We start from the raw sequence: 22,463 nt of genomic DNA, 5'->3' as shown, positions 1-22,463 counted from the left end.
AATAGTATGACAGCATTGATAGAAATGAATCAAGTGACAAAAACCTACGGGGAAGGAAAGATGAGAGTCGTAGCCCTGCATGAGACGAATTTTCAGCTAAATGCGGGAGAGTTCGTAGCTATCGTTGGGCCTTCTGGCTCTGGCAAGACGACCTTTCTAACAACTCTAGGACAACTACAGGAAGCTTCGAGTGGAAAGATTCTAGTCAAAGGGAAGGAAACAGGCAGTTTGACGGAGAAGGAAAAAACAGATCTCCGTTTTAGAGAGTTTGGTTTCATTCTCCAGGCTTCAAACTTAATTCCTTTTCTAACGGTCAAGGAACAGCTGGATTTGATAGACAGACTAGATAAGGGAAAAAATAGTAAAAGTGACCGAAAAGAGCTGTTTGACTTGTTGGATTTGGAAAAAGTTCAAAATCATTATCCCAAAGCTCTATCGGGTGGCGAACGTCAGCGTGCCGCGATTGCTAGAGCGCTCTATAACAATCCAAGCATTGTGCTTGCAGATGAGCCGACAGCCAGTCTTGACACTGAGCGTGCCTACCAAGTAACGGAGATGCTGGCTGCCATTGCCCATGAACAAGGTAGAGGAGTTGTTATGATTACGCATGACACTCGTCTTCTTGATAAGGTTGATCGTATTTATGTCATGAACGATGGCCACCTAGTTGAAGAAACACATGCATAAAATAGAGTGAATGGTACAAGTTACTGTTCACTTTTTTGATTGGGAAAGATAGAAACAAGTTTAACTTTTTGTGAAACTCTCAGTAACCATAGCTGATTTTTGAGAAATGTGGTATAATTTTTCTTATGGAAAAGATTATCATTACAGCAACTGCTGAAAGTATTGAACAAGTTGAACAACTACTCGAAGCTGGCGTAGACCGTATCTACGTCGGTGAAAAAGATTTTGGTCTTCGTCTGCCAACGACCTTTAGTTATGAAGAGTTACGCACCATCGCTAATCTCGTTCATGAAGCAGGCAAAGAATTGATTGTTGCGGTTAATGCCCTCATGCACCAAGATATGATGGACCGTATCAAGCCTTTCCTAGACTTCTTGGAAGAAATCAAGACAGACTATATTACTGTTGGGGATGCAGGTGTCTTTTACGTGGTAAACCGTGATGGCTATTCCTTTAAAACCATTTACGATGCTTCAACCATGGTAACAAGTAGTCGTCAAATTAACTTCTGGGGTCAAAAGGCTGGCGCATCTGAGGCGGTTTTGGCGCGTGAAATTCCATCTGCTGAACTCTTCAAGATGCCTGAGATTTTGGAAATTCCTGCTGAAGTATTGGTTTATGGGGCTAGTGTCATTCACCATTCTAAGCGTCCGCTCTTGCAAAACTACTATAACTTCACGCACATCGATGATGAAAAGACACGTAAACGTGACCTCTTCTTGGCTGAACCAAGTGATCCAGAGAGTCATTACTCTATCTTTGAAGATAATCATGGTACCCACATCTTTGCAAATAACGACCTTGATTTGATGACCAAATTGACAGAATTGGTGGAGCATGGTTTTACTCACTGGAAACTTGAGGGACTTTACACCCCAGGTCAGAATTTTGTAGAGATTGCTAAACTCTTTATTCAAGCGCGTGGCTTGATCCAAGAGGGGAATTTCGGCCATGACCAAGCTTTCTTGTTAGATGAGGAAGTGCGCAAGTTACACCCTAAAAACCGTTTCCTCGACACAGGATTCTATGATTACGATCCTGATATGGTTAAATAGGACACCAAAACCCGAAATAAAAACGTTCGGGTTTTTCAAGTGTATTCATGAAATAAAAACGGATACATGTTATAATAAAAGTAGCTCTTTAATGGAGGTGTTTAAGTGGAGAATCTGAAAAAGATGGCAGGTATCAAGGCTGCTGAGTTTGTCAAGGATGGCATGGTTGTTGGACTCGGTACTGGATCAACTGCCTACTATTTCGTAGAAGAAATTGGCCGTCGGATTAAGGAAGAAGGTTTGCAGATTACTGCTGTAACGACTTCCAGTGTGACCAGTAAACAGGCTGAAGGTCTTAACATCCCGCTCAAGTCGATTGATCAAGTAGACTTTGTCGATGTGACGGTTGACGGGGCGGATGAAGTAGATAGCCAGTTTAACGGGATTAAAGGCGGTGGTGGTGCCCTTCTGATGGAGAAGGTTGTCGCAACGCCCTCAAAAGAATACATTTGGGTGGTAGATGAAAGCAAACTGGTAGAGAAACTAGGTGCTTTTAAATTGCCAGTAGAAGTGGTTCAGTATGGTGCAGAACAGGTCTTTCGTCGGTTTGAGCGAGCTGGCTATAAACCAAGTTTCCGTGAAAAAGACGGCCAACGTTTTGTGACCGATATGCAGAACTTTATCATTGACCTAGCTTTGGATGTCATTGAAGATCCAATTGCCTTCGGGCAAGAATTGGACCATGTCGTTGGTGTCGTAGAGCACGGCTTGTTTAACCAAATGGTGGATAAGGTCATCGTAGCGGGACGAGATGGGGTTCAGATTTTAACTTCAACAAAAGCAAACTAATCAACATAATAAGGAGATACACTATGTCAAAATTTAATCGTATTCACTTGGTGGTACTGGATTCTGTGGGAATCGGTGCTGCGCCGGATGCCAATAACTTTGTCAATGCAGGAGTTCCAGATGGAGCTTCTGACACACTGGGACACATTTCAAAAACAGTTGGTTTGAATGTGCCAAACATGGCTAAAATCGGTCTAGGAAATATTCCTCGCGAAACGCCGCTGAAGACTGTACCAGCTGAAAGCAATCCAACAGGTTATGCAACAAAATTGGAAGAAGTATCTCTAGGTAAGGACACCATGACTGGACACTGGGAAATCATGGGACTCAATATTACCGAGCCTTTCGATACTTTCTGGAACGGATTCCCAGAAGAAATTCTGACAAAGATCGAAGAATTTTCAGGACGCAAGGTCATTCGTGAAGCTAATAAACCGTACTCAGGAACTGCTGTTATCGATGATTTCGGACCTCGTCAGATGGAAACTGGGGAGTTGATTATCTATACTTCAGCTGACCCTGTTTTGCAAATTGCTGCCCACGAAGATATCATTCCTTTAGATGAACTTTATCGTATTTGTGAATACGCTCGTTCGATTACCCTTGAGCGTCCTGCCCTTCTAGGTCGTATCATTGCCCGTCCATATGTTGGTGAACCAGGTAATTTCACTCGTACAGCAAACCGTCGTGACTTGGCTGTATCTCCATTTGCACCAACCGTTTTAGATAAATTGAACGAAGCAGGTATCGATACTTACGCTGTTGGTAAAATCAACGATATCTTTAATGGCGCTGGTATCAATCATGACATGGGCCACAACAAGTCAAACAGCCATGGAATTGATACATTATTGAAGACTATGGGACTTGCTGAGTTTGAAAAAGGATTCTCTTTCACAAACTTGGTGGACTTTGATGCCCTTTATGGACACCGCCGCAATGCTCATGGCTACCGTGATTGCTTGCATGAGTTTGATGAACGCTTGCCTGAAATTATCGCTGCCATGAGAGAAAATGATCTTCTCTTGATTACTGCGGACCACGGAAATGACCCAACCTATGCTGGAACTGACCACACTCGTGAATATATTCCACTTTTAGCATACAGCCCTAGCTTTAAGGGAAATGGTGTCATTCCAGTTGGGCATTTTGCAGATATCTCAGCAACAGTTGCGGATAACTTTGGTGTGGAAACTGCCATGATTGGGGAAAGTTTCTTAGATAAATTGGTATAAGATGAAACGCTATTCTTTACTGGTAAGGGGCATTAATGTCGGTGGCAAGAATAAGGTTGTCATGGCGCAACTTCGTCAAGAACTGACAGAGTTGGGAGTGGAAAAAGTTGATACCTACATCAACAGTGGCAATATTTTCTTTACTTCGACAGATTCCAAAGCCCAATTGGTTGAAAAGTTAGAGGATTTCTTTGCAGTCCATTATCCATTTATTCAGAGCTTTTCCTTGCTGAGTCAAGAGGATTTTGAAACGGAACTTGAAAATCTACCTGAATGGTGGACCAAAGATTTGGCACGAAAGGACGTCCTCTTTTACACGGAGGGCTTGGATGTTGCTCAAGTCATTGAGACAGTTGAAAGTTTGGAACTGAAAGATGAAGTGGTTCATTTTGGAAAACATGGGATTTTCTGGGGGAAATTCTCTGAAAAATCCTACTATGCAACTGCCTATCACAAGCACTTGCTCAAGATGCCTTTTTATCGCAATATCACCATTCGCAATGCAAAAACCTTTGACAAAATCGGTCAAATGTTAACAAATAATAAAGGAGACACACAATGACATTTTTAGATAAAATCAAGGAAACAGCTGCTTTCCTGAAAGACAAGGGAATCCAAGCGCCTGAGTTCGGTCTAATCCTTGGATCAGGACTTGGAGAATTGGCAGAAGAAATCGAAAATCCAATTGTAGTAGACTATGCAGATATCCCAAACTGGGGCCGCTCTACAGTAGTTGGGCACGCTGGTAAATTGGTATATGGTGAACTTGCAGGGCGTCAGGTCTTGGCTCTTCAAGGTCGTTTCCATTTCTATGAGGGAAATCCTCTTGAAGTCGTGACTTTCCCAGTACGTGTGATGAAAGTTCTCGGATGTGAAGGTGTCATTGTAACCAATGCAGCTGGAGGTATTGGATATGGTCCTGGTACCTTGATGGCTATCTCAGACCATATCAATATGACGGGGCAGAACCCATTGATGGGTGAAAACTTGGATGATTTTGGTCCACGTTTCCCAGATATGTCTAAAGCCTACACTCCAGAATATCGTGCTACTGCCCATGAAGTGGCTAAGAAACTTGGTATCAAGCTTGACGAAGGTGTCTATATCGGTGTAACCGGTCCGACTTATGAAACACCTGCAGAAATTCGCGCCTATAAGACATTGGGAGCAGATGCAGTTGGTATGTCCACTGTTCCTGAAGTTATTGTAGCCGCTCACTCAGGCTTGAAAGTTCTCGGTATTTCATGTATCACTAACCATGCTGCTGGTTTCCAAGAAGAGCTTAACCATGAAGAGGTTGTAGAAGTGACTGAACGTGTCAAAGGTGACTTCAAAGGCTTGCTTAAAGCGATTCTTGCTGAATTGTAATGTCATGAGAGTTCACTTTATTTTACATGAGACATTTGAGGTTCCAGGAGCATATCTAAAATGGGCTATAGAACGAGGTCATCAAATTACATCAACAAAGGTTTATGAAAAAGAACCTCTTCCTGAAACAATTGACGGGATTGATTTTCTGATTGTTATGGGTGGTCCTCAATCACCTGATGAGGATAGAGAAAACTTCCCATACTATAATCCAAAGGCTGAGCTTGCTTTTATGAAAGAAGCGATTGCTACAGATATTTATATTGTTGGTGTCTGTCTTGGTGCGCAACTCCTATCTGTTGCCTATGGTGCGAAGTATGAACATAGTCCAGAGCGCGAGATCGGCGTTTATCCTGTGACATTGACGATGCAAGGTCTAACAGATCCTCATGTCAGCTTGTTCGGAAAAAACATAGAAACCGGCCACTGGCACGGTGATATGCCAGGGCTGACAGATGAAGCTGTCGTCTTGGCGACCAGTCAAGGTTGTCCACGCCAAATTATTCGCTTCAGTCCAAAACATTATGCCTTTCAGGCTCATTTGGAATTTGATCCAGACGCAGTAGAATTATTGATTGCTGCGGATGGTGAGGAGAAATTAAGAGAGCAAAGTGAAAAGTTGCCTTTTGTTCAAACACCAGAAGAATTACGTGGAAACGATTATTCTGAAATGAATGCAAAACTGTATGCATTTTTAGATTCATTGATAAACTAGGAACTACAGAAAGGCAGAGTATCTGAGTTATAGTCAAACTCGGGCTAATTGTTCTGTGAAATATTTAATTTTAAAATCAAGAAAGAAAGGATGGGTAAACCGTATTCGCTGAACTGAATACGGGCGGAGAACTGTGTAAAAAAGATAAACTGTCTAGCATCTGCGATGCGTCGTCAGTTTCCTATTTTTCCTTTGTTCTCTGTCGCTATCCTAAATATACAAAAAGAAAGGTAGAGTGAAGTGTTCTAATTTGAACACGAGCGGAAAACTTTTCTAAAAACATAGAGAGGATGGTTCGGTTTTGAATTGAAGCCGGTCTAGTCTTCTCAATATCATCAAAATTAAGAAAGAAAGGAATTGAACCCACCCTAAAAGCAGTGGGAAAAAGATAGTTGGTCTAGCGAGCATCGCTCACTGCGCCCAACTCCTATTTTCCCTTCGCTTTTTGACGGGTTTGGTATCTTATATTATGTCTATCCATATTGCTGCTCAGCAAGGTGAAATTGCTGATAAAATTCTTCTTCCGGGGGATCCTCTTCGTGCGAAATTTATTGCGGAGACCTTCCTTGAAGATGCTGTTTGTTTTAACGAAGTGCGGAACATGTTTGGCTACACTGGTACTTACAAGGGCCACCGTGTATCTGTCATGGGAACTGGGATGGGGATGCCTTCCATTTCGATCTACGCGCGTGAGTTGATTGTGGACTACGGTGTAAAGAAATTGATCCGCGTGGGAACTGCTGGTTCTTTGAATGAAGATGTCCACGTCCGTGAATTGGTTTTGGCGCAAGCAGCTGCAACCAACTCAAACATCATCCGCAACGACTGGCCACAGTATGATTTTCCACAAATCGCTAGTTTTGATTTGCTAGACAAGGCCTACCATATCGCCAAAGAACTTGGTATGACCACCCACGTTGGGAACGTTTTGTCATCAGATGTCTTTTATTCAAACTACTTTGAAAAGAACATCGAACTTGGTAAATGGGGAGTTAAAGCTGTCGAAATGGAAGCAGCAGCCCTTTACTATCTTGCTGCCCAACACCACGTTGATGCCCTTGCTATCATGACCATTTCTGATAGCTTGGTCAATCCAGATGAAGACACCACTGCAGAAGAACGCCAAAACACCTTCACTGATATGATGAAAGTCGGCTTGGAAACCTTGATTGCAGAGTGAAATGTAAAAGAAAATCCTGATTTCAAGTTGAATCAGGATTTTTTCATAGATGCGATTTTTTCTGGGTCTGGTGTAACGCGGAGGGTCTTTTGTCCTGTGTAGGTTACAAAGCCAGGTTTTCCACCAGTTGGTTTGTTGAGTTTCTTGACTTCAATCATATCCACTTGAACTAGATTTGACAAACGCCCTTTGGAGAAGTAGGCAGCTAGTTCAGCTGCATCTGTCTTGACTTCATCAGATGGATCAAGATTTCCTGAGATGACGACGTGGCTTCCAGGGATGTCCTTGGCATGGAACCAAAGTTCCTCCTTGCGGGCCATTTTAAAGGTCAACTCTTCATTTTGAAGATTGTTTCGACCGACATAGATGATGGTCTTGCCATCGCTCGCCAGATACTGTTCTGGTTTTTTGCGTTTCTGAATTTTCTCGCGTTGGCGTCTTCTAATGAAGCCTGTTTGGATCAATTCTTCACGGATTTCAGCGATTTCTTCCAGTCCAGCTTGGTTGAGTACGGTTTCGACACTTTCTAGATAAAGAATGGTGGCCTTGGTTTCTTCGATCAACTCAGTCAGGTATTTGACAGCTTCTTTGAGCTTCTGATAGCGTTTAAAGTAGCGTTGAGCATTCTGGCTGGGAGTCAAGGCCTTATCAAGCGCAATGGTGATAGGTTGGTTGGTGTAGTAGTTGTCCAAGGTAACCTGATCTTGGTCATTAGGCACTTGGTGGAGGAAGGTTGTCAGCAATTCCCCTTTTTGGCGAAATTCCTCAGCATTGTCTGTCGCTAGTAACTCTTTTTCTTGTTTTTTTAGCTTATGACGATTTTTTTGAAGTTCATTTTCAACACGGCGAATGAGCTCACTGGCTTGCTGTTTGACGCGATCGCGCTCTGCCTTATCTTTGTAATAGGTATCCAGAAGATCAGAGAGACTGGTAAAAGGCTCTCCCACCTGATTTGCAAAAGGAACTGGGCTGAAAGAAGTCTCCGTTAGGTAAGGCTTGGTTTCTTGCTCGAAAAAGTTTCGGAAAGTAGACAGTTTATCACTGACAAGAATGTTTTCCAATTCATTTGCCGTATCTCGTCCTAGACCTTGAAAGAGACTTTGAAGATTTTTGGCTTTAAGCTCTTGAGTCTGCAGAATCTCAAAGAGTTTTTCATCCTTGACAGTAAATGGATTGAGAGATTCGGTGCTTGGCGGAGCGATATAGGTTGATCCTGGAAGTAAGGTGCGGTAGCTATTTTGTGAAAAGCCGACGTGTTTGATGACTTCGAGGATTTTATGGCTACTTTTATCTACGAGGAGAATATTGCTGTGTTTCCCCATGATTTCGATAATCAAGGTAGCCTGGATATGATCTCCAATTTCGTTTTTATTGGAAACCGTGATTTCCACAATACGGTCATTTTCGATTTGCTCAATTGACTCAATCAGAGCACCCTGCAAATACTTTCTCAAAACCATGATAAAAGTCGAAGGTTGGGCTGGATTTTCAAAAGTCGTTTGGGTCAGCTGGATGCGTCCAAAAACGGGATGAGCAGAAAGGAGCAGGCGATGGCTTTGGCGATTGCTGCGGATTTGCAAGACCAACTCTTGTTCAAAAGGTTGATTGATTTTCTGGATGCGACCATTGACTAACTCTCTTCGCAATTCCTCAATCATGTGGTGTAAAAAAAATCCGTCAAATGACATCGTTCTCTCCTTGTGATTGTATTCCATAGTATTATATCAAAAAGGTAGAATAAAATCATAGAAATATGGTATAATAAAGCCAAGTAAAGAGAATCGAGAAGTACATGTATATTGAAATGGTTGATGAAACTGGTCAAGTTTCACAAGAAATCTTGCAACAAACCCAAGAAATTTTGGAATTTGCAGCCCAAAAAATAGGAAAAGAAGACAAGGAGATGGCAGTCACTTTTGTGACCAATGAGCGTAGCCATGAACTTAACCTTGAGTATCGTGATACGGATCGTCCGACAGATGTCATTAGCCTTGAGTATAAACCTGAATTGGACATTACTTTTGACGAGGAAGATCTGCTTGAAAATCCTGAATTAGCAGAAATGATGTCTGAGTTTGATGCCTATATTGGGGAATTGTTCATCTCTATCGATAAAGCGCATGAGCAGGCTGAGGAATATGGCCACAGCTTTGAGCGTGAGATGGGCTTCTTGGCAGTACACGGCTTTTTACATATCAACGGCTACGATCACTACACTCCGGAAGAAGAAGCGGAGATGTTCGGTTTACAAGAAGAAATTTTGACAGCCTATGGACTCACAAGACAATAAACGAAAATGGAAAAATCGTGACCTGATTTCTAGTTTAGAATTTGCCCTGACAGGCATTCTGACTGCTATCAAGGAAGAACGCAATATGCGAAAGCATGCAGTGACGGCTCTAGTAGTCATCCTTGCAGGTTTTGTTTTTCAGGTGTCACGGATCGAATGGCTCTTTCTCCTAATGAGCATTTTCTTGGTAGTAGCCTTTGAGATTATTAATTCTGCTATCGAAAATGTGGTGGATCTAGCCAGTCACTATCACTTTTCTATGTTAGCGAAGAAAGCAAAGGACATGGCGGCTGGTGCCGTACTTGTGGTTTCCCTTCTTGCTGCAGTGACAGGTGCACTTATCTTTCTCCCACGCATTTGGGATATACTATTTTAAACAAAAAGAGGAAATTATGACATTTAAATCAGGCTTTGTAGCTATTTTGGGACGTCCCAATGTTGGGAAGTCAACCTTTTTGAATCACGTCATGGGGCAAAAGATTGCCATCATGAGTGACAAGGCGCAGACAACGCGTAATAAAATCATGGGGATTTACACAACGGATAAGGAGCAAATCGTCTTTATCGATACACCGGGGATTCACAAGCCCAAAACAGCTCTTGGAGATTTCATGGTGGAATCTGCCTACAGTACTCTGCGTGAAGTGGATACTGTTCTATTCATGGTGCCAGCTGATGAGCCACGTGGTAAGGGTGACGATATGATTATCGAGCGTCTGAAAGCTGCCAAGGTTCCTGTGATTCTGGTGGTGAATAAGATTGACAAGGTCCATCCAGACCAGCTTTTGTCTCAGATTGATGACTTCCGCAACCAGATGGACTTTAAGGAAATTGTTCCTATCTCAGCCCTTCAGGGAAATAACGTTTCTCGACTAATCGATATTTTGAGTGAAAATCTAGAGGAAGGTTTCCAGTATTTCCCAGCTGACCAAATCACAGATCATCCTGAGCGTTTCTTGGTTTCAGAAATGATTCGTGAGAAGGTTCTTCATTTGACACGTGAAGAGATTCCACACTCAGTTGCCGTAGTGGTTGACTCTATGAAACGGGATGAAGAGACAGACAAAGTTCACATCCGTGCAACCATCATGGTGGAGCGAGATAGCCAAAAAGGCATTATCATCGGAAAAGGTGGCGCTATGCTCAAGAAAATTGGGACCATGGCCCGTCGTGATATCGAACTCATGCTAGGGGATAAGGTTTTCCTAGAAACTTGGGTCAAAGTCAAGAAAAACTGGCGCGATAAAAAGCTAGACTTAGCTGACTTTGGCTATAATGAAAAAGAATACTAAGTAGAGGTGGGCTCATGCCTGCTTCTTGTTTTTACAGAAGGAGGATTTATGCCTGAATTACCAGAGGTTGAAACGGTTCGTCGTGGCTTAGAAAAATTGATCTTGGGAAAGAAGATTTCTAGTATAGAGATTCGTTATCCCAAGATGATCAAGACAGATTTGGAAGAGTTTCAAAAGGAAGTGCCTGGTCAGATTATCGAGTCAATGGGGCGTCGTGGGAAATATCTACTTTTTTACCTGACAAACAAGGTCTTGATTTCCCATCTGCGGATGGAGGGCAAGTATTTTTATTATCCAGACCGGGTTCCAGAACGCAAGCATGCCCATATTTTGATTCGGTTTGAAGATAGTGGCACTCTTGTTTATGAGGATGTGCGCAAGTTTGGTACTATGGAATTGCTGGCACCCGACCTTTTGGATGCCTACTTTATTTCTAAGAAACTAGGCCCTGAGCCAGGAGAGCAGGACTTTGATTTGCAGGTCTTTCAAGCTGCTCTATCCAAGTCTAAAAAGCCTATCAAATCTCATCTCCTAGACCAAACCTTGGTAGCTGGTCTAGGTAATATCTATGTGGATGAGGTCCTCTGGCGAGCTCAGGTTCATCCAGCTAGACCTTCCCAAACTTTGACTGCAGAAGAAGCGTCAGCTATTCATGACCAGACCATTGCTGTTTTGGGACAGGCAGTTGAAAAGGGCGGTTCCACCATTCGGACCTATACCAATGCCTTTGGAGAAGACGGAACCATGCAGGACTTCCATCAGGTCTATGATAAGACTGGACAAGCATGTTCGCGCTGTGGGGCAGTGATTGAGAAATTCCAGCTCGGTGGACGAGGAACTCATTTTTGTCCTCAGTGTCAAAGGAGGAGCTGATGGGAAAAATTATCGGAATCACAGGAGGAATTGCCTCTGGTAAGTCAACTGTGACAAATTTCCTAAGAGAGAAAGGCTTTCAAGTGGTGGATGCTGACGCAGTCGTTCACCAACTACAAAGACCTGGTGGTCGTCTTTATCAGCTCTTAGTTCAGCACTTTGGACAAAAAATAATCCTTGAAAATGGAGAACTCAATCGCCCACTCCTGGCTAGTCTCATCTTCTCAAATCCTGAGGAGCGGGAATGGTCTAAGCAAACCCAAGGGGAGATTATTCGTGAGGAATTGGCTGCACTGAGAGACCAGTTAGCTCAGACAGAAGCGATTTTTTTCATGGATATTCCCCTGCTTTTTGAACAGGACTACAGTGCCTGGTTTGATGAAACATGGCTGGTCTATGTGAACCGTGATGTTCAGGTGGAACGTTTCATGAAACGGGATTATCTTTCTATGGAAGTAGCAGAGTCCCGTCTGGCAACTCAGTGGTCTTTAGAAGAAAAGAAAAAATTAGCGAGTCATATATTAGATAACAATGGCAGTCGTGATCAGCTTGTGAGTCAAGTAGTGAAGTTACTTGAAGGAGGCGATAGCTGTGCAAAAGATTAGTTGGAAAGAGAATCTTCGTGTCGCCTGGTTCGGTAGTTTTCTAACGGGCGCCAGCATTTCCTTGGTCGTCCCTTTCATGCCTATCTTTGTAGAGCAGTTGGGAATTGAAGGAGACCAAGTTGCTTTTTATGCTGGATTAGCCATCTCAGTTTCGGCTGTTTCAGCAGCTCTAGTTTCTCCCATCTGGGGTATTCTTGCTGACAAATATGGTCGAAAGCCCATGATGATTCGAGCAGGTCTTGCCATGACCATCACTATGGGAGGTTTGGCCTTCGTGCCAAATATCTATTGGTTACTCTTTTTGCGCTTGCTCAATGGTGTATTTACTGGTTTTGTCCCCAATGCAACGGCCTTGATTGCTAGTCAGGTACCGAAAGATAAGTCTGGAGCGGCTCTGGGAACTCTATCTACAGGAGTTGTTGCAGGAACACTGACGGGTCCCTTTGTTGGAGGCTTTATTGCTGAAATTTTTGGCATTCGTAATGTCTTTTTATTGGTAGGTGCTTTCTTATTTTTAGCTGCAATCCTAACCATTTTCTTTATCAAGGAAGATTTTCAGCTAGTGGCTAAGGAGAAGGCTATCCCAACGAAAGAAGTATTTTCTTCTTTCAAGTATCCTAGGCTCTTAGTAAACCTATTTTTGACAAGCTTCGTCATTCAATTTTCAGCTCAATCAATTGGTCCCATTCTGGCTCTCTATGTGCGGGACTTAGGGCAGACTGAGAATCTCCTCTTTGTATCAGGATTGATCGTATCCAGCATGGGATTTTCTAGCATGATGAGTGCTGGAATTCTAGGAAAACTTGGCGATAAGGTAGGGAATCATAGATTGTTGGTCGCGGCGCAGATTTATTCCGTCATCATTTACCTACTTTGTGCCCATGCAACCAGCCCCCTTCAACTTGGCTTGTATCGTTTTCTCTTTGGTTTGGGAACGGGCGCTCTCATACCGGGAGTTAATGCCCTTCTTAGCAAAATGACTCCGAAATCAGGTATTTCAAGGATTTTCGCCTTCAATCAAGTCTTTTTTTACCTCGGTGGAGTGATTGGACCTATGGCGGGATCTGCAGTTGCAGGATATTTGGGCTATCATGCTGTCTTTTATGCGACAGCAGCCTGTGTAGCTTTCAGTTGTTTATGTAACATAGTGCAATTTAGATCATTATTAAAAGTAAAGGAAATCTAGTGCGAGTAAAAATCAATCTCAAGTGCTCCTCTTGTGGTAGCATGAATTATCTAACCAGTAAGAACTCCAAAACTCATCCAGACAAGATTGAGGTGTTAAAATATTGTCCAAAGGAAAGAAAAGTAACTTTACATCTTGAATCTAAGTAGAATTTATGGTAAAATAATAGGGATTTTAAGGAGTTTGATATGTATAACCTATTATTAACCATTTTATTAGTATTATCTGTTGTGATTGTGATTGCGATTTTCATGCAACCAACCAAGAACCAATCCAGCAATGTATTTGATGCCAGCTCAGGTGATTTGTTTGAACGTAGTAAAGCGCGTGGTTTTGAAGCTGTGATGCAACGTTTGACAGGTATTTTAGTCTTTTTCTGGCTAGCCATTGCCTTAGCATTGACGGTATTATCAAGTAGATAAGAAATGGGCAGGACTAGGTCTTTGCCTATTTTTATTTTTATACTCTTCAAAAATCAAATTCAAACCACGTCAGCGTCGGCTTGTCGTACTCCAGTACTGCCTGCGCCTAGCTTTCTAGTTTGCTCTTTGATTTTTATTGAGTATTAAATGATGTTTGAGAAGGTCTTACAGTAAAAGAAAATTAAAAAATCTAGAAAGAAAACATGAAAGATAAAATTAAAGAATATTTGCAAGAGAAGGGGCGAGTGACGGTAAATGACCTGGCTCAGGCTCTCGGAAAGGATGGGTCCAAGGATTTCCGTGAGTTGATTAAAACCCTGTCTCTGATGGAAAGAAAGCACCAGATTCGATTTGGAGAAGATGGCAGCCTCACCTTGGACCAGAAGAAGAAACATGAAATCACCCTCAAAGGGGTTTTTCATGCCCATAAAAACGGCTTTGGCTTTGTTACTCTAGAAGGGGAAGAGGACGATCTTTTTGTAGGAAAAAACGATGTCAACTATGCCATTGATGGCGATACAGTTGAGGTGGTCATAAAGAAAGTTGCTGACCGCAACAAGGGAACTGCTGCAGAAGCCAAAATTATTGATATCTTAGAACACAGCCTGACAACCGTTGTCGGTCAAATTGTTCTGGATCAGGAAAAGCCCAAGTATGCTGGCTATATTCGTTCCAAAAATCAAAAAATCAGCCAACCGATTTATGTGAAGAAACCGGCTATCAAGTTGGAAGGTACTGAAGTTCTCAAGGTCTTTATTGACAAATACCCAAGTAAGAAACATGATTTCTTTGTCGCTAGTGTGCTAGACGTGGTGGGGCACTCGACTGATGCTGGGATTGACGTTCTTGAAGTCTTGGAATCCATGGATATTGTTTCAGAATTTCCAGAAGCTGTTCTCAAGGAAGCAGAAAGTGTGCCAGAAGCTCCGTCTCAAAAGGATATGGGAGGTCGTCTGGACCTGAGAGATGAAATCACCTTTACCATTGACGGTGCGGATGCCAAGGACTTAGACGACGCAGTACACATCAAGCCTTTAAAGAATGGCAATATCGAACTCGGAGTTCACATCGCAGATGTTTCCTACTATGTGACCGAGGGTTCTGCCCTTGACAAGGAAGCCCTTAACCGCGCGACTTCTGTCTATGTGACAGACCGAGTGGTTCCAATGCTTCCAGAGCGTTTGTCAAATGGCATCTGCTCTCTCAATCCTCAAGTAGATCGCTTGACCCAGTCTGCTATTATGGAAATTGATAAACATGGTCGTGTGGTTAATTACACCATTACCCAAACAGTTATTAAGACGAGCTTCCGTATGACCTATAGCGCTGTTAATGATATCCTAGCTGGCGATGAGGAAAAGAGACGAGAGTTTAAGAAAATTGTTCCAAGTATCGAGCTCATGGCCAAGCTTCATGAAAGGCTAGAAAGCATGCGTGAGAAGCGTGGTGCCCTTAACTTTGATACCAGCGAAGCTAAGATCTTGGTGGATAAAAAAGGCAAGCCTGTGGATATCGTTCTTCGCCAACGTGGTATTGCTGAGCGGATGATTGAGTCCTTCATGTTGATTGCTAATGAAACGGTTGCCGAGCACTTTAGCAAGTTGGATCTACCTTTCATCTATCGAATTCACGAGGAGCCCAAGGCTGAAAAAGTTCAGAAGTTTATTGATTACGCCTCTAGTTTTGGTTTACGAATTTATGGAACTGCCAGTGAGATTAGCCAAGAGGCTCTCCAAGACATCATGCGTGCTGTTGAGGGAGAACCCTATGCGGATGTATTGTCCATGATGCTTCTCCGTTCTATGCAACAGGCTCGCTATTCTGAGCACAATCACGGTCACTATGGACTAGCCGCTAACTATTACACTCACTTCACCAGTCCTATTCGCCGTTATCCAGACCTTCTAGTCCACCGTATGATTCGGGACTATGGTCGTTCTAAGGAAATAGCAGAGCATTTTGAACAAGTGATTCCAGAGATTGCAACCCAGTCTTCCAACCGTGAACGTCGTGCCATCGAGGCGGAGCGTGAAGTCGAAGCCATGAAAAAGGCTGAGTACATGGAAGAATATGTGGGTGAAGAGTACGACGCAGTTGTATCCAGCATCGTCAAATTCGGTCTCTTTGTTGAATTGCCAAATACAGTCGAAGGTTTGATTCACATTACCAATTTGTCTGAATTTTATCATTTCAACGAGCGAGATTTGACTCTCCGTGGAGAGAAATCAGGAACAACCTTCCGTGTGGGACAGCAAATTCGCATTCAAGTTGAAAGAGCCGATAAGATGACGGGAGAGATTGATTTCTCTTATATTCCAAGTGAGTTTGATGTCATCGAAAAAGGCTTGAAACAAGCTGGGCGCAAAGACAGAGGTCATGGTTCAAGTCGTCGTTCAGACAAGAAGGAAGACAAGAGAAAATCAGGACGCTCAAATGATAAGTACAAGCATTCACAAAAAGATAAAAAGAAAAAAGGCAAGAAACCTTTTTACAAAGAAGTAGCTAAGAAAGGAGCCAAGCATGGCAAAGGGCGAGGGAAAGGTCGTCGCACAAAATAAAAAGGCGCACCACGACTATACAATCGTTGATACGCTTGAAGCAGGAATGGTGCTGACAGGAACGGAAATCAAGAGCGTTCGAGCTGCTCGAATCAATCTCAAGGACGGCTTTGCCCAAGTAAAAAATGGGGAAGTCTGGCTGAGCAATGTTCATATCGCCCCTTACGAAGAGGGCAATATCTGGAACCAGGAACCAGAACGTCGTCGTAAACTTTTGCTCCATAAAAAACAAATTCAAAAATTGGAACAAGAGACCAAAGGGACAGGAATGACCCTTGTTCCCCTTAAAGTCTATATTAAAGATGGTTATGCTAAACTCCTTTTAGGACTTGCTAAAGGGAAACATGACTATGACAAACGGGAGTCTATCAAGCGTCGTGAACAAAACCGCGACATCGCGCGTGTGATGAAAGCTGTCAACCAGCGTTAAGAAGAGGAAGTAAAATGGAAAAATTAATTGCCTATAAACGGATGCCCTTGTGGAATAAACAAACCATGCCTGAAGCTGTTCAGCAAAAGCACAATACTAAAGTCGGCACTTGGGGAAAAATTACTGTGTTGAAAGGGGCTCTCAAGTTTATTGAGTTGACTGAAGATGGTGAGGTTCTAGCTGAACACCTCTTTGAGGCAGGGGCTGACAATCCCATGGCGCAACCGCAAGCCTGGCACCGAGTAGAGGCTGCAACAGACGATGTAGAGTGGTACTTGGAATTTTATTGTAAACCTGAGGATTATTTCCCTAAGAAATACCAGACTAATCCAGTCCATTCAGAGGTCCTAGAGGCTATGCAGACGGTGAAACCTGGAAGAGCCTTGGATTTGGGTTGTGGTCAGGGGCGTAACTCTCTCTTTCTCGCACAGAATGGTTTTGATGTGACAGCTGTGGATCAAAATGAATTGTCCCTTGAAATCTTGCAAAGCATTGTGGAACAAGAGGATCTAGACATGCCTGTCGGACTTTATGATATCAATTCTGCCAGTGTTAGCCAAGACTATGATTTTATCGTTTCAACAGTTGTTCTGATGTTCCTACAAGCGAACCGCATTCCAGCTATTATCCAAAATATGCAGGAGCACACCACGGTCGGTGGTTACAATCTTATCGTCTGTGCCATGGATACAGAGGATTATCCTTGCTCAATCAACTTCCCATTCACTTTTAAAGAAGGGGAGTTGGCGGACTACTACAAGGATTGGGAATTGATTAAGTACAATGAAAACCCAGGACATCTGCACCGTCGTGATGAAAATGGTAATCGCATTCAACTACGCTTTGCGACTATGCTAGCCAAGAAAATCAAGTAAATCAAATCTTTACAAGCGAATAGAAACCACTTTACAAGGTTTCTATTCATTTTTATTTGCGATGGTAGAGTGGGGAAGCAGGATTTTATGCTATACTAGAAGTAGGAAATCTGAGCATTAGAGTTGTATTGCTGATACTCTCAGCGCAAGAAAGTCTTTATGATGGAGGTGGTCGAATGACGAGTCTTTTGGTGGAGCTGTATGATCGGCATGTATTGGAAAAGAATGTCTACCAAGCCTTTATCAGTGATTGTGACGAGATTCTTTTTCTATCTTTGACGAAAATAAGCAATGAAGAGAAGCTCTCTCTCCGTCAGTTTATCATGGAAGAGGTACCTCATATTCAACGAGTGACCTTTCGTCAGTTATCCTTAGAACAACTAGCAGACCAGTTAGATTATTGTCTAGCAGGCTATGACCAAGTCCTTCTCGATGTTTTTGGTGGGGATTCGCTACTAGCCTTATCTCTCTATCAATACGGCTTGGATCGGCAGCTCCCCATCGTTGCCATGGATGTCGAGCGGAGAAAACAATACAAGTGGGTAGCCGGTCAGTTAGAAAAAGAAGACATGGACATTCCAACCCTAAGCATCCAACAGTTGATAGCCTTGCGTGGTGGAAAAATGCTCAAATCAAAACGCCCTATCCACTCAGCTCAGCAAATTGCAGCCATCAAAAAGCTAGCCAGCTCGGCTATTGCCAATCCCGTCCACTGGTACCAAGTAACCCAATTTTTCTCTCTAGCTAAGACCAATGACCTGCATGCTGAGACAGAAAAGATACTGGAAAACAACGGCAAGTATTATCACTACCCAGAATCCCTTATTCCTTTACTTGTGGAAGCAGGGATGCTTTGTATTGAAAGCGAGGACAAGAAACGAGTAGCATACAGCTTTCCAAGTCAAGAAGCTCAAGTCTTTTGCCGCAATAAGGGACATATTTTAGAGGTATATCTCTATCTCTTGGCGCTTGAATCTCAGCTGTTTGATGAGTGCATGATAGGAGGTGAGATTGATTGGAATGGCATCTTTCCAGAGGCGGATAATGTCCAAAATGAGATTGATGTCATTCTGAGAAAGGGACGCTCGATTACCTTTATCTCCTGCAAGATGACGGATTTATCAGTTGAAGCCATCAATGAACTAGAAGTCTATGCCAATCATTTTGCTGGGGAGAGTTGCCTTAAGTTAATTGTCTGTACGGGGAAAATCAATCCTGCTTATGCCAATCGTTGCCAGGAATACGGTGTGCTGGTCATTAGGAGCGAGCAGATTCCCAATCTCATTCCCATGCTGAAAAAATACTCTAAGAGACAAAAGAGATAAGAAATAATATCATGAAAGGCTGGATTCCAGTCTTTTTTACTTCTTTTTCGAATAAATGAGAAAAGGAGGTAGCCCATGTTTGTAGCCAGAGATGCCAAGGGGAATTTGGTGAATGCCCTTGAAAAAGATGTGACCAAGCAAGCTTATACTTGTCCAGCCTGTGGGGGCGGACTACGATTACGTCAAGGACAGAGAATTCGAACGCATTTCGCCCATGAATCTTTAAGAGATTGCATCGCTATATTCGAGAATGAAAGTCCAGAACACTTGGGAAATAAAGAGGCTCTTTATCATTGGGTCAAGAAGGACAATCAGGTCGCCTTAGAATATAGTCTGCCTGAGATTCAGCAGATAGCAGATGTTCTCGTCAATGAGAAACTAGCTCTGGAGGTTCAGTGCAGTCCCTTGTCTCAAAAGCTTTTAGGCGATAGAAGTCAAGGATACCGCAGCCAGGGCTATCAGGTTATCTGGCTACTGGGAGAAAAACTCTGGTTAAAAGAGCGGTTAACACAACTGCAAAGAGGATTCCTCTATTTTAGTCAAAATATGGGTTTCTTTGTTTGGGAACTGGATCTCAAAAAGCAAGTTTTGAGACTTAAATACCTTTTACATCAGGACCTACGTGGCAAACTTCATTTTCAGGTCAAGGAATTTCCCTATGGCCAAGGAAATCTCTTGCAAATTCTACGATTTCCTTATCAAAAACAAAAACTGCCTCGTTTTGCAGTTATGCAAGATTCCACTATCTGTCACTACATTCGCCAGCAATTGTACTACCAAACACCTTACTGGATGAAGAAGCAGGAGGAAGCTTATTATCAAGGAGACAATCTATTAAACCATCAACTGGACGACTGGTATCCTCAAGTCAAGCCGATAGAGTCAGGTGATTTTTTGCAGATTGAAACGGATTTGGCTAGCTATTATAGAAATTTTCAGGCTTACTATCAAAAAAATCCGAAAAATAATCGCCAAAAGCTCTATCCACCAGCCTTTTATCACTTATATTTCTCAAAAAATGTGGTAAAATAGAAAGGATGGAGGAATCTTATGGTATTACAACGACATGAAATAAATGAAAAAGATACATGGGATCTTTCGACAATCTACCCAACAGACCAGGCTTGGGAAGAAGCCTTGAAAGATTTAACTGAAAAAGTACAAACAGCGTCCCAGTATGAGGGGCATCTCTTGGATAGCGCAGACAGTTTGCTTGAGATCACAGAATTCTCACTCGACTTGGAACGCCAAGTTGAAAAGCTTTATGTCTATGCGCATATGAAAAATGACCAGGACACGCGTGAGGCCAAGTATCAAGAGTACTATGCTAAGGCAATGACCCTATACAGTCAGTTAGAACAAGCCTTTTCATTCTATGAACCTGAGTTTATGGAGATTAGCGAAGAGCAGTATGCGGCCTTCCTAGAAGCTCAACCAAAACTCCAAGTTTACAAACACTTTTTTGACAAGCTCTTGCAAAAGAAAGACCATGTTCTTTCGCAACGTGAGGAAGAATTGCTTGCTGGAGCAGGAGAAATCTTTGGTTCTGCTAGTGAAACCTTCGCTATTTTGGACAATGCGGATATTAGCTTCCCATACGTGCTTGATGACGAAGGCAAGGAAGTGCAACTCTCACACGGTACTTACATCCGTTTGATGGAGTCTAAAAACCGTGAAGTGCGTCGTGGTGCCTATGAAGCCCTTTATGCGACATATGAGCAATTCCAACACACTTATGCTAAGACTTTGCAGACAAATGTTAAGGTGCAAAACTACCGAGCAAAAGTTCGCAACTATAAGAGTGCTCGCCATGCAGCCCTCGCAGCAAACTTTGTTCCAGAAAGTGTCTATGACAATCTAGTAGCAGCAGTTCGCAAGCATTTGCCACTCTTGCATCGTTACCTAGAACTTCGTTCTAAAATCTTGGGTATTTCCGACCTCAAGATGTACGATGTCTACACACCGCTATCTTCAGTAGATTATAGCTTTACCTACGAAGAAGCCTTGAAAAAGGCAGAAGAAGCCTTGGCGGTCTTGGGTGACGACTACTTGAGCCGTGTCAAACGTGCCTTCAGTGAGCGTTGGATTGATGTCTATGAAAATCAAGGCAAGCGTTCTGGTGCCTACTCTGGTGGTTCTTACGATACCAATGCCTTTATGCTTCTCAACTGGCAGGACAATCTAGACAATCTCTTTACCCTTGTCCATGAAACAGGTCACAGTATGCACTCAAGCTATACTCGTGAAACTCAGCCTTATGTTTACGGGGATTATTCTATCTTCTTAGCAGAGATTGCCTCAACGACTAACGAAAATATCTTGACAGAGAAATTGTTGGAAGAAGTAGAAGACAATGCGACTCGTTTTGCAATTCTCAATAACTTCCTAGATGGTTTCCGTGGAACAGTTTTCCGTCAAACTCAATTCGCTGAGTTTGAACATGCTATCCACCAAGCAGACCAAAATGGAGAAGTCTTGACAAGTGATTTCCTCAATAAACTCTACGCTGACTTGAACCAAGAGTACTATGGACTCAGCAAGGAAGACAATCCTCAGATCCAATACGAGTGGGCACGCATTCCTCACTTCTACTATAACTACTATGTTTATCAGTATTCAACTGGTTTTGCAGCTGCTTCAGCCTTAGCTGAAAAGATTGTCCATGGTAGTCAAGAAGATCGTGACCGCTATATCGACTACCTCAAGGCTGGTAAGTCTGACTATCCGCTCAATGTCATGAGAAAAGCGGGTGTTGATATGGAGAAGGAAGACTATCTTAACGATGCCTTTGCAGTCTTTGAACGTCGCTTAAACGAGTTTGAAGCCCTTGTTGAAAAATTGGGACTAGCTTAAGATGGTAGAGTCTTATAGTAAAAATGCCAATCACAATATGCGACGTCCCGTCGTCAAGGAAGAAATCGTAGAACTCATGCGCCAGCGTCAAAAGCAGGTGACAGGTTCCTTGAAAGAATTGGAGACCTTCGCTCGCAAGGAAAACATTCCCATCATTCCTCATGAAACGGTTGCTTATTTCCGTTTTCTAATGGAAACCATGCAACCTAAGAATATTTTGGAGATTGGAACGGCAATTGGCTTTTCTGCCCTCCTGATGGCGGAACATGCGCCAGATGCCAAGATTACAACGATTGACCGTAATCCTGAGATGATAGGCTTTGCCAAGGAAAACTTTGCCCAGTTTGACAGTCGTAAGCAAATCACTCTTTTAGAGGGAGATGCAGTTGATGTTTTATCCAGTCTGACAGAAACTTATGACTTTGTCTTTATGGATTCTGCCAAGTCCAAGTATATCGTCTTTCTGCCTGAAATCTTTAAACGCTTGGAAGTTGGTGGAGTAGTGGTCTTGGATGACATTTTCCAAGGAGGCGATGTTGCCAAGGACATCATGGAAGTCCGCCGAGGTCAACGCACCATTTACCGTGGTTTGCAAAGACTTTTCGACGCAACGTTGGACAATCCAGGTCTAACAGCAACTCTAGTTCCACTTGGAGACGGCATTCTCATGCTAAGAAAAAATCTAGCAGAAGTAGAGCTTCCTGAGAGCGAATGATTTTCAGAAA

General features: G+C 42.8%; 24 protein-coding genes. 23 read left to right on the top strand and 1 reads right to left on the bottom strand.

Annotation, left to right across the window (positions count from 1 at the left end; translation table 11 throughout):
• Positions 1-6: 6 nt before the first annotated feature.
• The 8 genes from DG474_RS05910 (at position 7) to deoD (ending at position 7,029) form a co-directional block, all read left to right on the top strand.
• On the top strand, positions 7-687 hold the full coding sequence (locus DG474_RS05910) for an ABC transporter ATP-binding protein (RefSeq protein ID WP_255777652.1): 681 nt from the start codon (positions 7-9) through the stop codon (positions 685-687).
• Between the two features lie 125 nt (positions 688-812).
• Positions 813-1,742 (top strand): peptidase U32 family protein, encoded by a 930-nt coding sequence (locus tag DG474_RS05905; protein WP_255777651.1) that lies wholly within the window; start codon positions 813-815, stop codon positions 1,740-1,742.
• A gap of 105 nt (positions 1,743-1,847) precedes the next feature.
• Complete coding sequence (gene rpiA / locus DG474_RS05900; RefSeq protein ID WP_049505712.1) at positions 1,848-2,531, top strand: ribose-5-phosphate isomerase RpiA; 684 nt, start codon at positions 1,848-1,850, stop codon at positions 2,529-2,531.
• Positions 2,532-2,554: 23 nt separating this feature from the next.
• On the top strand, positions 2,555-3,766 hold the full coding sequence (locus tag DG474_RS05895; RefSeq protein ID WP_000033119.1) for a phosphopentomutase: 1,212 nt from the start codon (positions 2,555-2,557) through the stop codon (positions 3,764-3,766).
• 1 nt (position 3,767) lies between these two features.
• The gene (locus DG474_RS05890; RefSeq protein ID WP_002874484.1) at positions 3,768-4,328 is read left to right on the top strand and encodes a DUF1697 domain-containing protein; all 561 of its coding nucleotides are present in this window, start codon (positions 3,768-3,770) and stop codon (positions 4,326-4,328) included.
• The gene (locus DG474_RS05885) at positions 4,325-5,134 is read left to right on the top strand and encodes a purine-nucleoside phosphorylase (RefSeq protein WP_000143352.1); all 810 of its coding nucleotides are present in this window, start codon (positions 4,325-4,327) and stop codon (positions 5,132-5,134) included. The genes DG474_RS05890 and DG474_RS05885 overlap by 4 nt, the downstream gene beginning before the upstream one ends.
• A 4-nt stretch (positions 5,135-5,138) precedes the next feature.
• The gene (locus tag DG474_RS05880; protein WP_255777649.1) at positions 5,139-5,849 is read left to right on the top strand and encodes a type 1 glutamine amidotransferase; all 711 of its coding nucleotides are present in this window, start codon (positions 5,139-5,141) and stop codon (positions 5,847-5,849) included.
• Between the two features lie 469 nt (positions 5,850-6,318).
• Positions 6,319-7,029, top strand: a complete 711-nt coding sequence (gene deoD, locus DG474_RS05875; protein WP_255777648.1) for a purine-nucleoside phosphorylase — start codon at positions 6,319-6,321, stop codon at positions 7,027-7,029.
• Positions 7,030-7,061: 32 nt separating this feature from the next.
• Here the strand turns inward: deoD and pavA are convergent, their stop codons facing one another.
• Positions 7,062-8,717 (bottom strand): Rqc2 family fibronectin-binding protein PavA, encoded by a 1,656-nt coding sequence (gene pavA, locus DG474_RS05870; RefSeq protein WP_255777647.1) that lies wholly within the window; start codon positions 8,715-8,717, stop codon positions 7,062-7,064.
• A 104-nt stretch (positions 8,718-8,821) separates the two neighbouring features.
• Here pavA and ybeY point away from each other — a divergent pair, with 104 nt between their 5' ends.
• The 15 genes from ybeY (at position 8,822) to DG474_RS05795 (ending at position 22,453) form a co-directional block, all read left to right on the top strand.
• Positions 8,822-9,319, top strand: a complete 498-nt coding sequence (ybeY, locus tag DG474_RS05865) for an rRNA maturation RNase YbeY (RefSeq protein ID WP_042768640.1) — start codon at positions 8,822-8,824, stop codon at positions 9,317-9,319.
• Positions 9,300-9,695, top strand: a complete 396-nt coding sequence (locus tag DG474_RS05860; RefSeq protein ID WP_255777646.1) for a diacylglycerol kinase family protein — start codon at positions 9,300-9,302, stop codon at positions 9,693-9,695. Before ybeY ends, DG474_RS05860 begins: the two co-directional genes overlap by 20 nt.
• Before the next feature lie 16 nt (positions 9,696-9,711).
• Complete coding sequence (gene era / locus DG474_RS05855; protein WP_000143280.1) at positions 9,712-10,611, top strand: GTPase Era; 900 nt, start codon at positions 9,712-9,714, stop codon at positions 10,609-10,611.
• Positions 10,612-10,659: 48 nt separating this feature from the next.
• Positions 10,660-11,484, top strand: a complete 825-nt coding sequence (gene mutM / locus DG474_RS05850; protein ID WP_255777645.1) for a DNA-formamidopyrimidine glycosylase — start codon at positions 10,660-10,662, stop codon at positions 11,482-11,484.
• Entirely contained in the window at positions 11,484-12,089 is a 606-nt protein-coding gene (gene coaE / locus DG474_RS05845) for a dephospho-CoA kinase (RefSeq protein WP_255777644.1), read from the top strand. The genes mutM and coaE overlap by 1 nt, the downstream gene beginning before the upstream one ends.
• Positions 12,076-13,275 carry a multidrug efflux MFS transporter PmrA gene (pmrA, locus tag DG474_RS05840; RefSeq protein WP_255777643.1) on the top strand — a complete coding sequence of 400 codons (1,200 nt, stop codon included), beginning with the start codon at positions 12,076-12,078 and terminating at the stop codon, positions 13,273-13,275. Before coaE ends, pmrA begins: the two co-directional genes overlap by 14 nt.
• Positions 13,275-13,424: a 50S ribosomal protein L33 gene (rpmG, locus tag DG474_RS05835; RefSeq protein ID WP_007519517.1), complete on the top strand. Its 150-nt coding sequence runs from the start codon at positions 13,275-13,277 to the stop codon at positions 13,422-13,424. Before pmrA ends, rpmG begins: the two co-directional genes overlap by 1 nt.
• A 39-nt stretch (positions 13,425-13,463) precedes the next feature.
• A complete protein-coding gene (gene secG, locus DG474_RS05830) occupies positions 13,464-13,697 on the top strand; it encodes a preprotein translocase subunit SecG (RefSeq protein ID WP_000282517.1) in 234 nt (77 codons plus the stop codon).
• A gap of 203 nt (positions 13,698-13,900) precedes the next feature.
• Positions 13,901-16,255 (top strand): ribonuclease R, encoded by a 2,355-nt coding sequence (gene rnr, locus DG474_RS05825; protein ID WP_000653281.1) that lies wholly within the window; start codon positions 13,901-13,903, stop codon positions 16,253-16,255.
• Complete coding sequence (smpB, locus tag DG474_RS05820; protein WP_001051742.1) at positions 16,218-16,685, top strand: SsrA-binding protein SmpB; 468 nt, start codon at positions 16,218-16,220, stop codon at positions 16,683-16,685. Before rnr ends, smpB begins: the two co-directional genes overlap by 38 nt.
• 14 nt (positions 16,686-16,699) lie before the next feature.
• Complete coding sequence (gene tehB / locus DG474_RS05815) at positions 16,700-17,560, top strand: SAM-dependent methyltransferase TehB (protein WP_000413062.1); 861 nt, start codon at positions 16,700-16,702, stop codon at positions 17,558-17,560.
• Positions 17,561-17,736: 176 nt separating this feature from the next.
• Positions 17,737-18,885, top strand: a complete 1,149-nt coding sequence (locus tag DG474_RS05810; protein WP_255777642.1) for a PDDEXK family nuclease — start codon at positions 17,737-17,739, stop codon at positions 18,883-18,885.
• A 75-nt stretch (positions 18,886-18,960) separates the two neighbouring features.
• Entirely contained in the window at positions 18,961-19,917 is a 957-nt protein-coding gene (locus tag DG474_RS05805; RefSeq protein WP_255777641.1) for a competence protein CoiA, read from the top strand.
• An 18-nt stretch (positions 19,918-19,935) separates the two neighbouring features.
• The gene (gene pepF / locus DG474_RS05800) at positions 19,936-21,738 is read left to right on the top strand and encodes an oligoendopeptidase F (protein ID WP_255777639.1); all 1,803 of its coding nucleotides are present in this window, start codon (positions 19,936-19,938) and stop codon (positions 21,736-21,738) included.
• A gap of 1 nt (position 21,739) precedes the next feature.
• Entirely contained in the window at positions 21,740-22,453 is a 714-nt protein-coding gene (locus DG474_RS05795) for an O-methyltransferase (protein ID WP_255777638.1), read from the top strand.
• The last annotated feature ends 10 nt before the right edge of the window (positions 22,454-22,463 follow it).

Source organism: Streptococcus oralis (assembly GCF_024399415.1).
GTDB classification, from domain to species: Bacteria; Bacillota; Bacilli; order Lactobacillales; family Streptococcaceae; genus Streptococcus; species Streptococcus oralis_CS.
This window is presented reverse-complemented; position numbering and strand designations above follow the sequence as displayed.

Bases quoted from the DNA above. Each gene is read 5' to 3' on its own strand.
- rnr (WP_000653281.1), top strand. From the start codon at position 13,901: ATGAAAGATAAAATTAAAGAATATTTGCAAGAGAAGGGGCGAGTGACG.
- secG (WP_000282517.1), top strand. From the start codon at position 13,464: ATGTATAACCTATTATTAACCATTTTATTAGTATTATCTGTTGTGATT.
- DG474_RS05885 (WP_000143352.1), top strand. From the start codon at position 4,325: ATGACATTTTTAGATAAAATCAAGGAAACAGCTGCTTTCCTGAAAGAC.
- coaE (WP_255777644.1), top strand. From the start codon at position 11,484: ATGGGAAAAATTATCGGAATCACAGGAGGAATTGCCTCTGGTAAGTCA.
- DG474_RS05795 (WP_255777638.1), top strand. From the start codon at position 21,740: ATGGTAGAGTCTTATAGTAAAAATGCCAATCACAATATGCGACGTCCC.
- pavA (WP_255777647.1), bottom strand. From the start codon at position 8,717: ATGTCATTTGACGGATTTTTTTTACACCACATGATTGAGGAATTGCGA.
- DG474_RS05860 (WP_255777646.1), top strand. From the start codon at position 9,300: ATGGACTCACAAGACAATAAACGAAAATGGAAAAATCGTGACCTGATT.
- DG474_RS05895 (WP_000033119.1), top strand. From the start codon at position 2,555: ATGTCAAAATTTAATCGTATTCACTTGGTGGTACTGGATTCTGTGGGA.
- deoD (WP_255777648.1), top strand. From the start codon at position 6,319: ATGTCTATCCATATTGCTGCTCAGCAAGGTGAAATTGCTGATAAAATT.
- tehB (WP_000413062.1), top strand. From the start codon at position 16,700: ATGGAAAAATTAATTGCCTATAAACGGATGCCCTTGTGGAATAAACAA.
- DG474_RS05910 (WP_255777652.1), top strand. From the start codon at position 7: ATGACAGCATTGATAGAAATGAATCAAGTGACAAAAACCTACGGGGAA.
- pepF (WP_255777639.1), top strand. From the start codon at position 19,936: ATGGTATTACAACGACATGAAATAAATGAAAAAGATACATGGGATCTT.
- DG474_RS05880 (WP_255777649.1), top strand. From the start codon at position 5,139: ATGAGAGTTCACTTTATTTTACATGAGACATTTGAGGTTCCAGGAGCA.
- smpB (WP_001051742.1), top strand. From the start codon at position 16,218: ATGGCAAAGGGCGAGGGAAAGGTCGTCGCACAAAATAAAAAGGCGCAC.
- era (WP_000143280.1), top strand. From the start codon at position 9,712: ATGACATTTAAATCAGGCTTTGTAGCTATTTTGGGACGTCCCAATGTT.
- DG474_RS05905 (WP_255777651.1), top strand. From the start codon at position 813: ATGGAAAAGATTATCATTACAGCAACTGCTGAAAGTATTGAACAAGTT.
- mutM (WP_255777645.1), top strand. From the start codon at position 10,660: ATGCCTGAATTACCAGAGGTTGAAACGGTTCGTCGTGGCTTAGAAAAA.
- DG474_RS05890 (WP_002874484.1), top strand. From the start codon at position 3,768: ATGAAACGCTATTCTTTACTGGTAAGGGGCATTAATGTCGGTGGCAAG.
- DG474_RS05805 (WP_255777641.1), top strand. From the start codon at position 18,961: ATGTTTGTAGCCAGAGATGCCAAGGGGAATTTGGTGAATGCCCTTGAA.
- ybeY (WP_042768640.1), top strand. From the start codon at position 8,822: ATGTATATTGAAATGGTTGATGAAACTGGTCAAGTTTCACAAGAAATC.
- DG474_RS05810 (WP_255777642.1), top strand. From the start codon at position 17,737: ATGACGAGTCTTTTGGTGGAGCTGTATGATCGGCATGTATTGGAAAAG.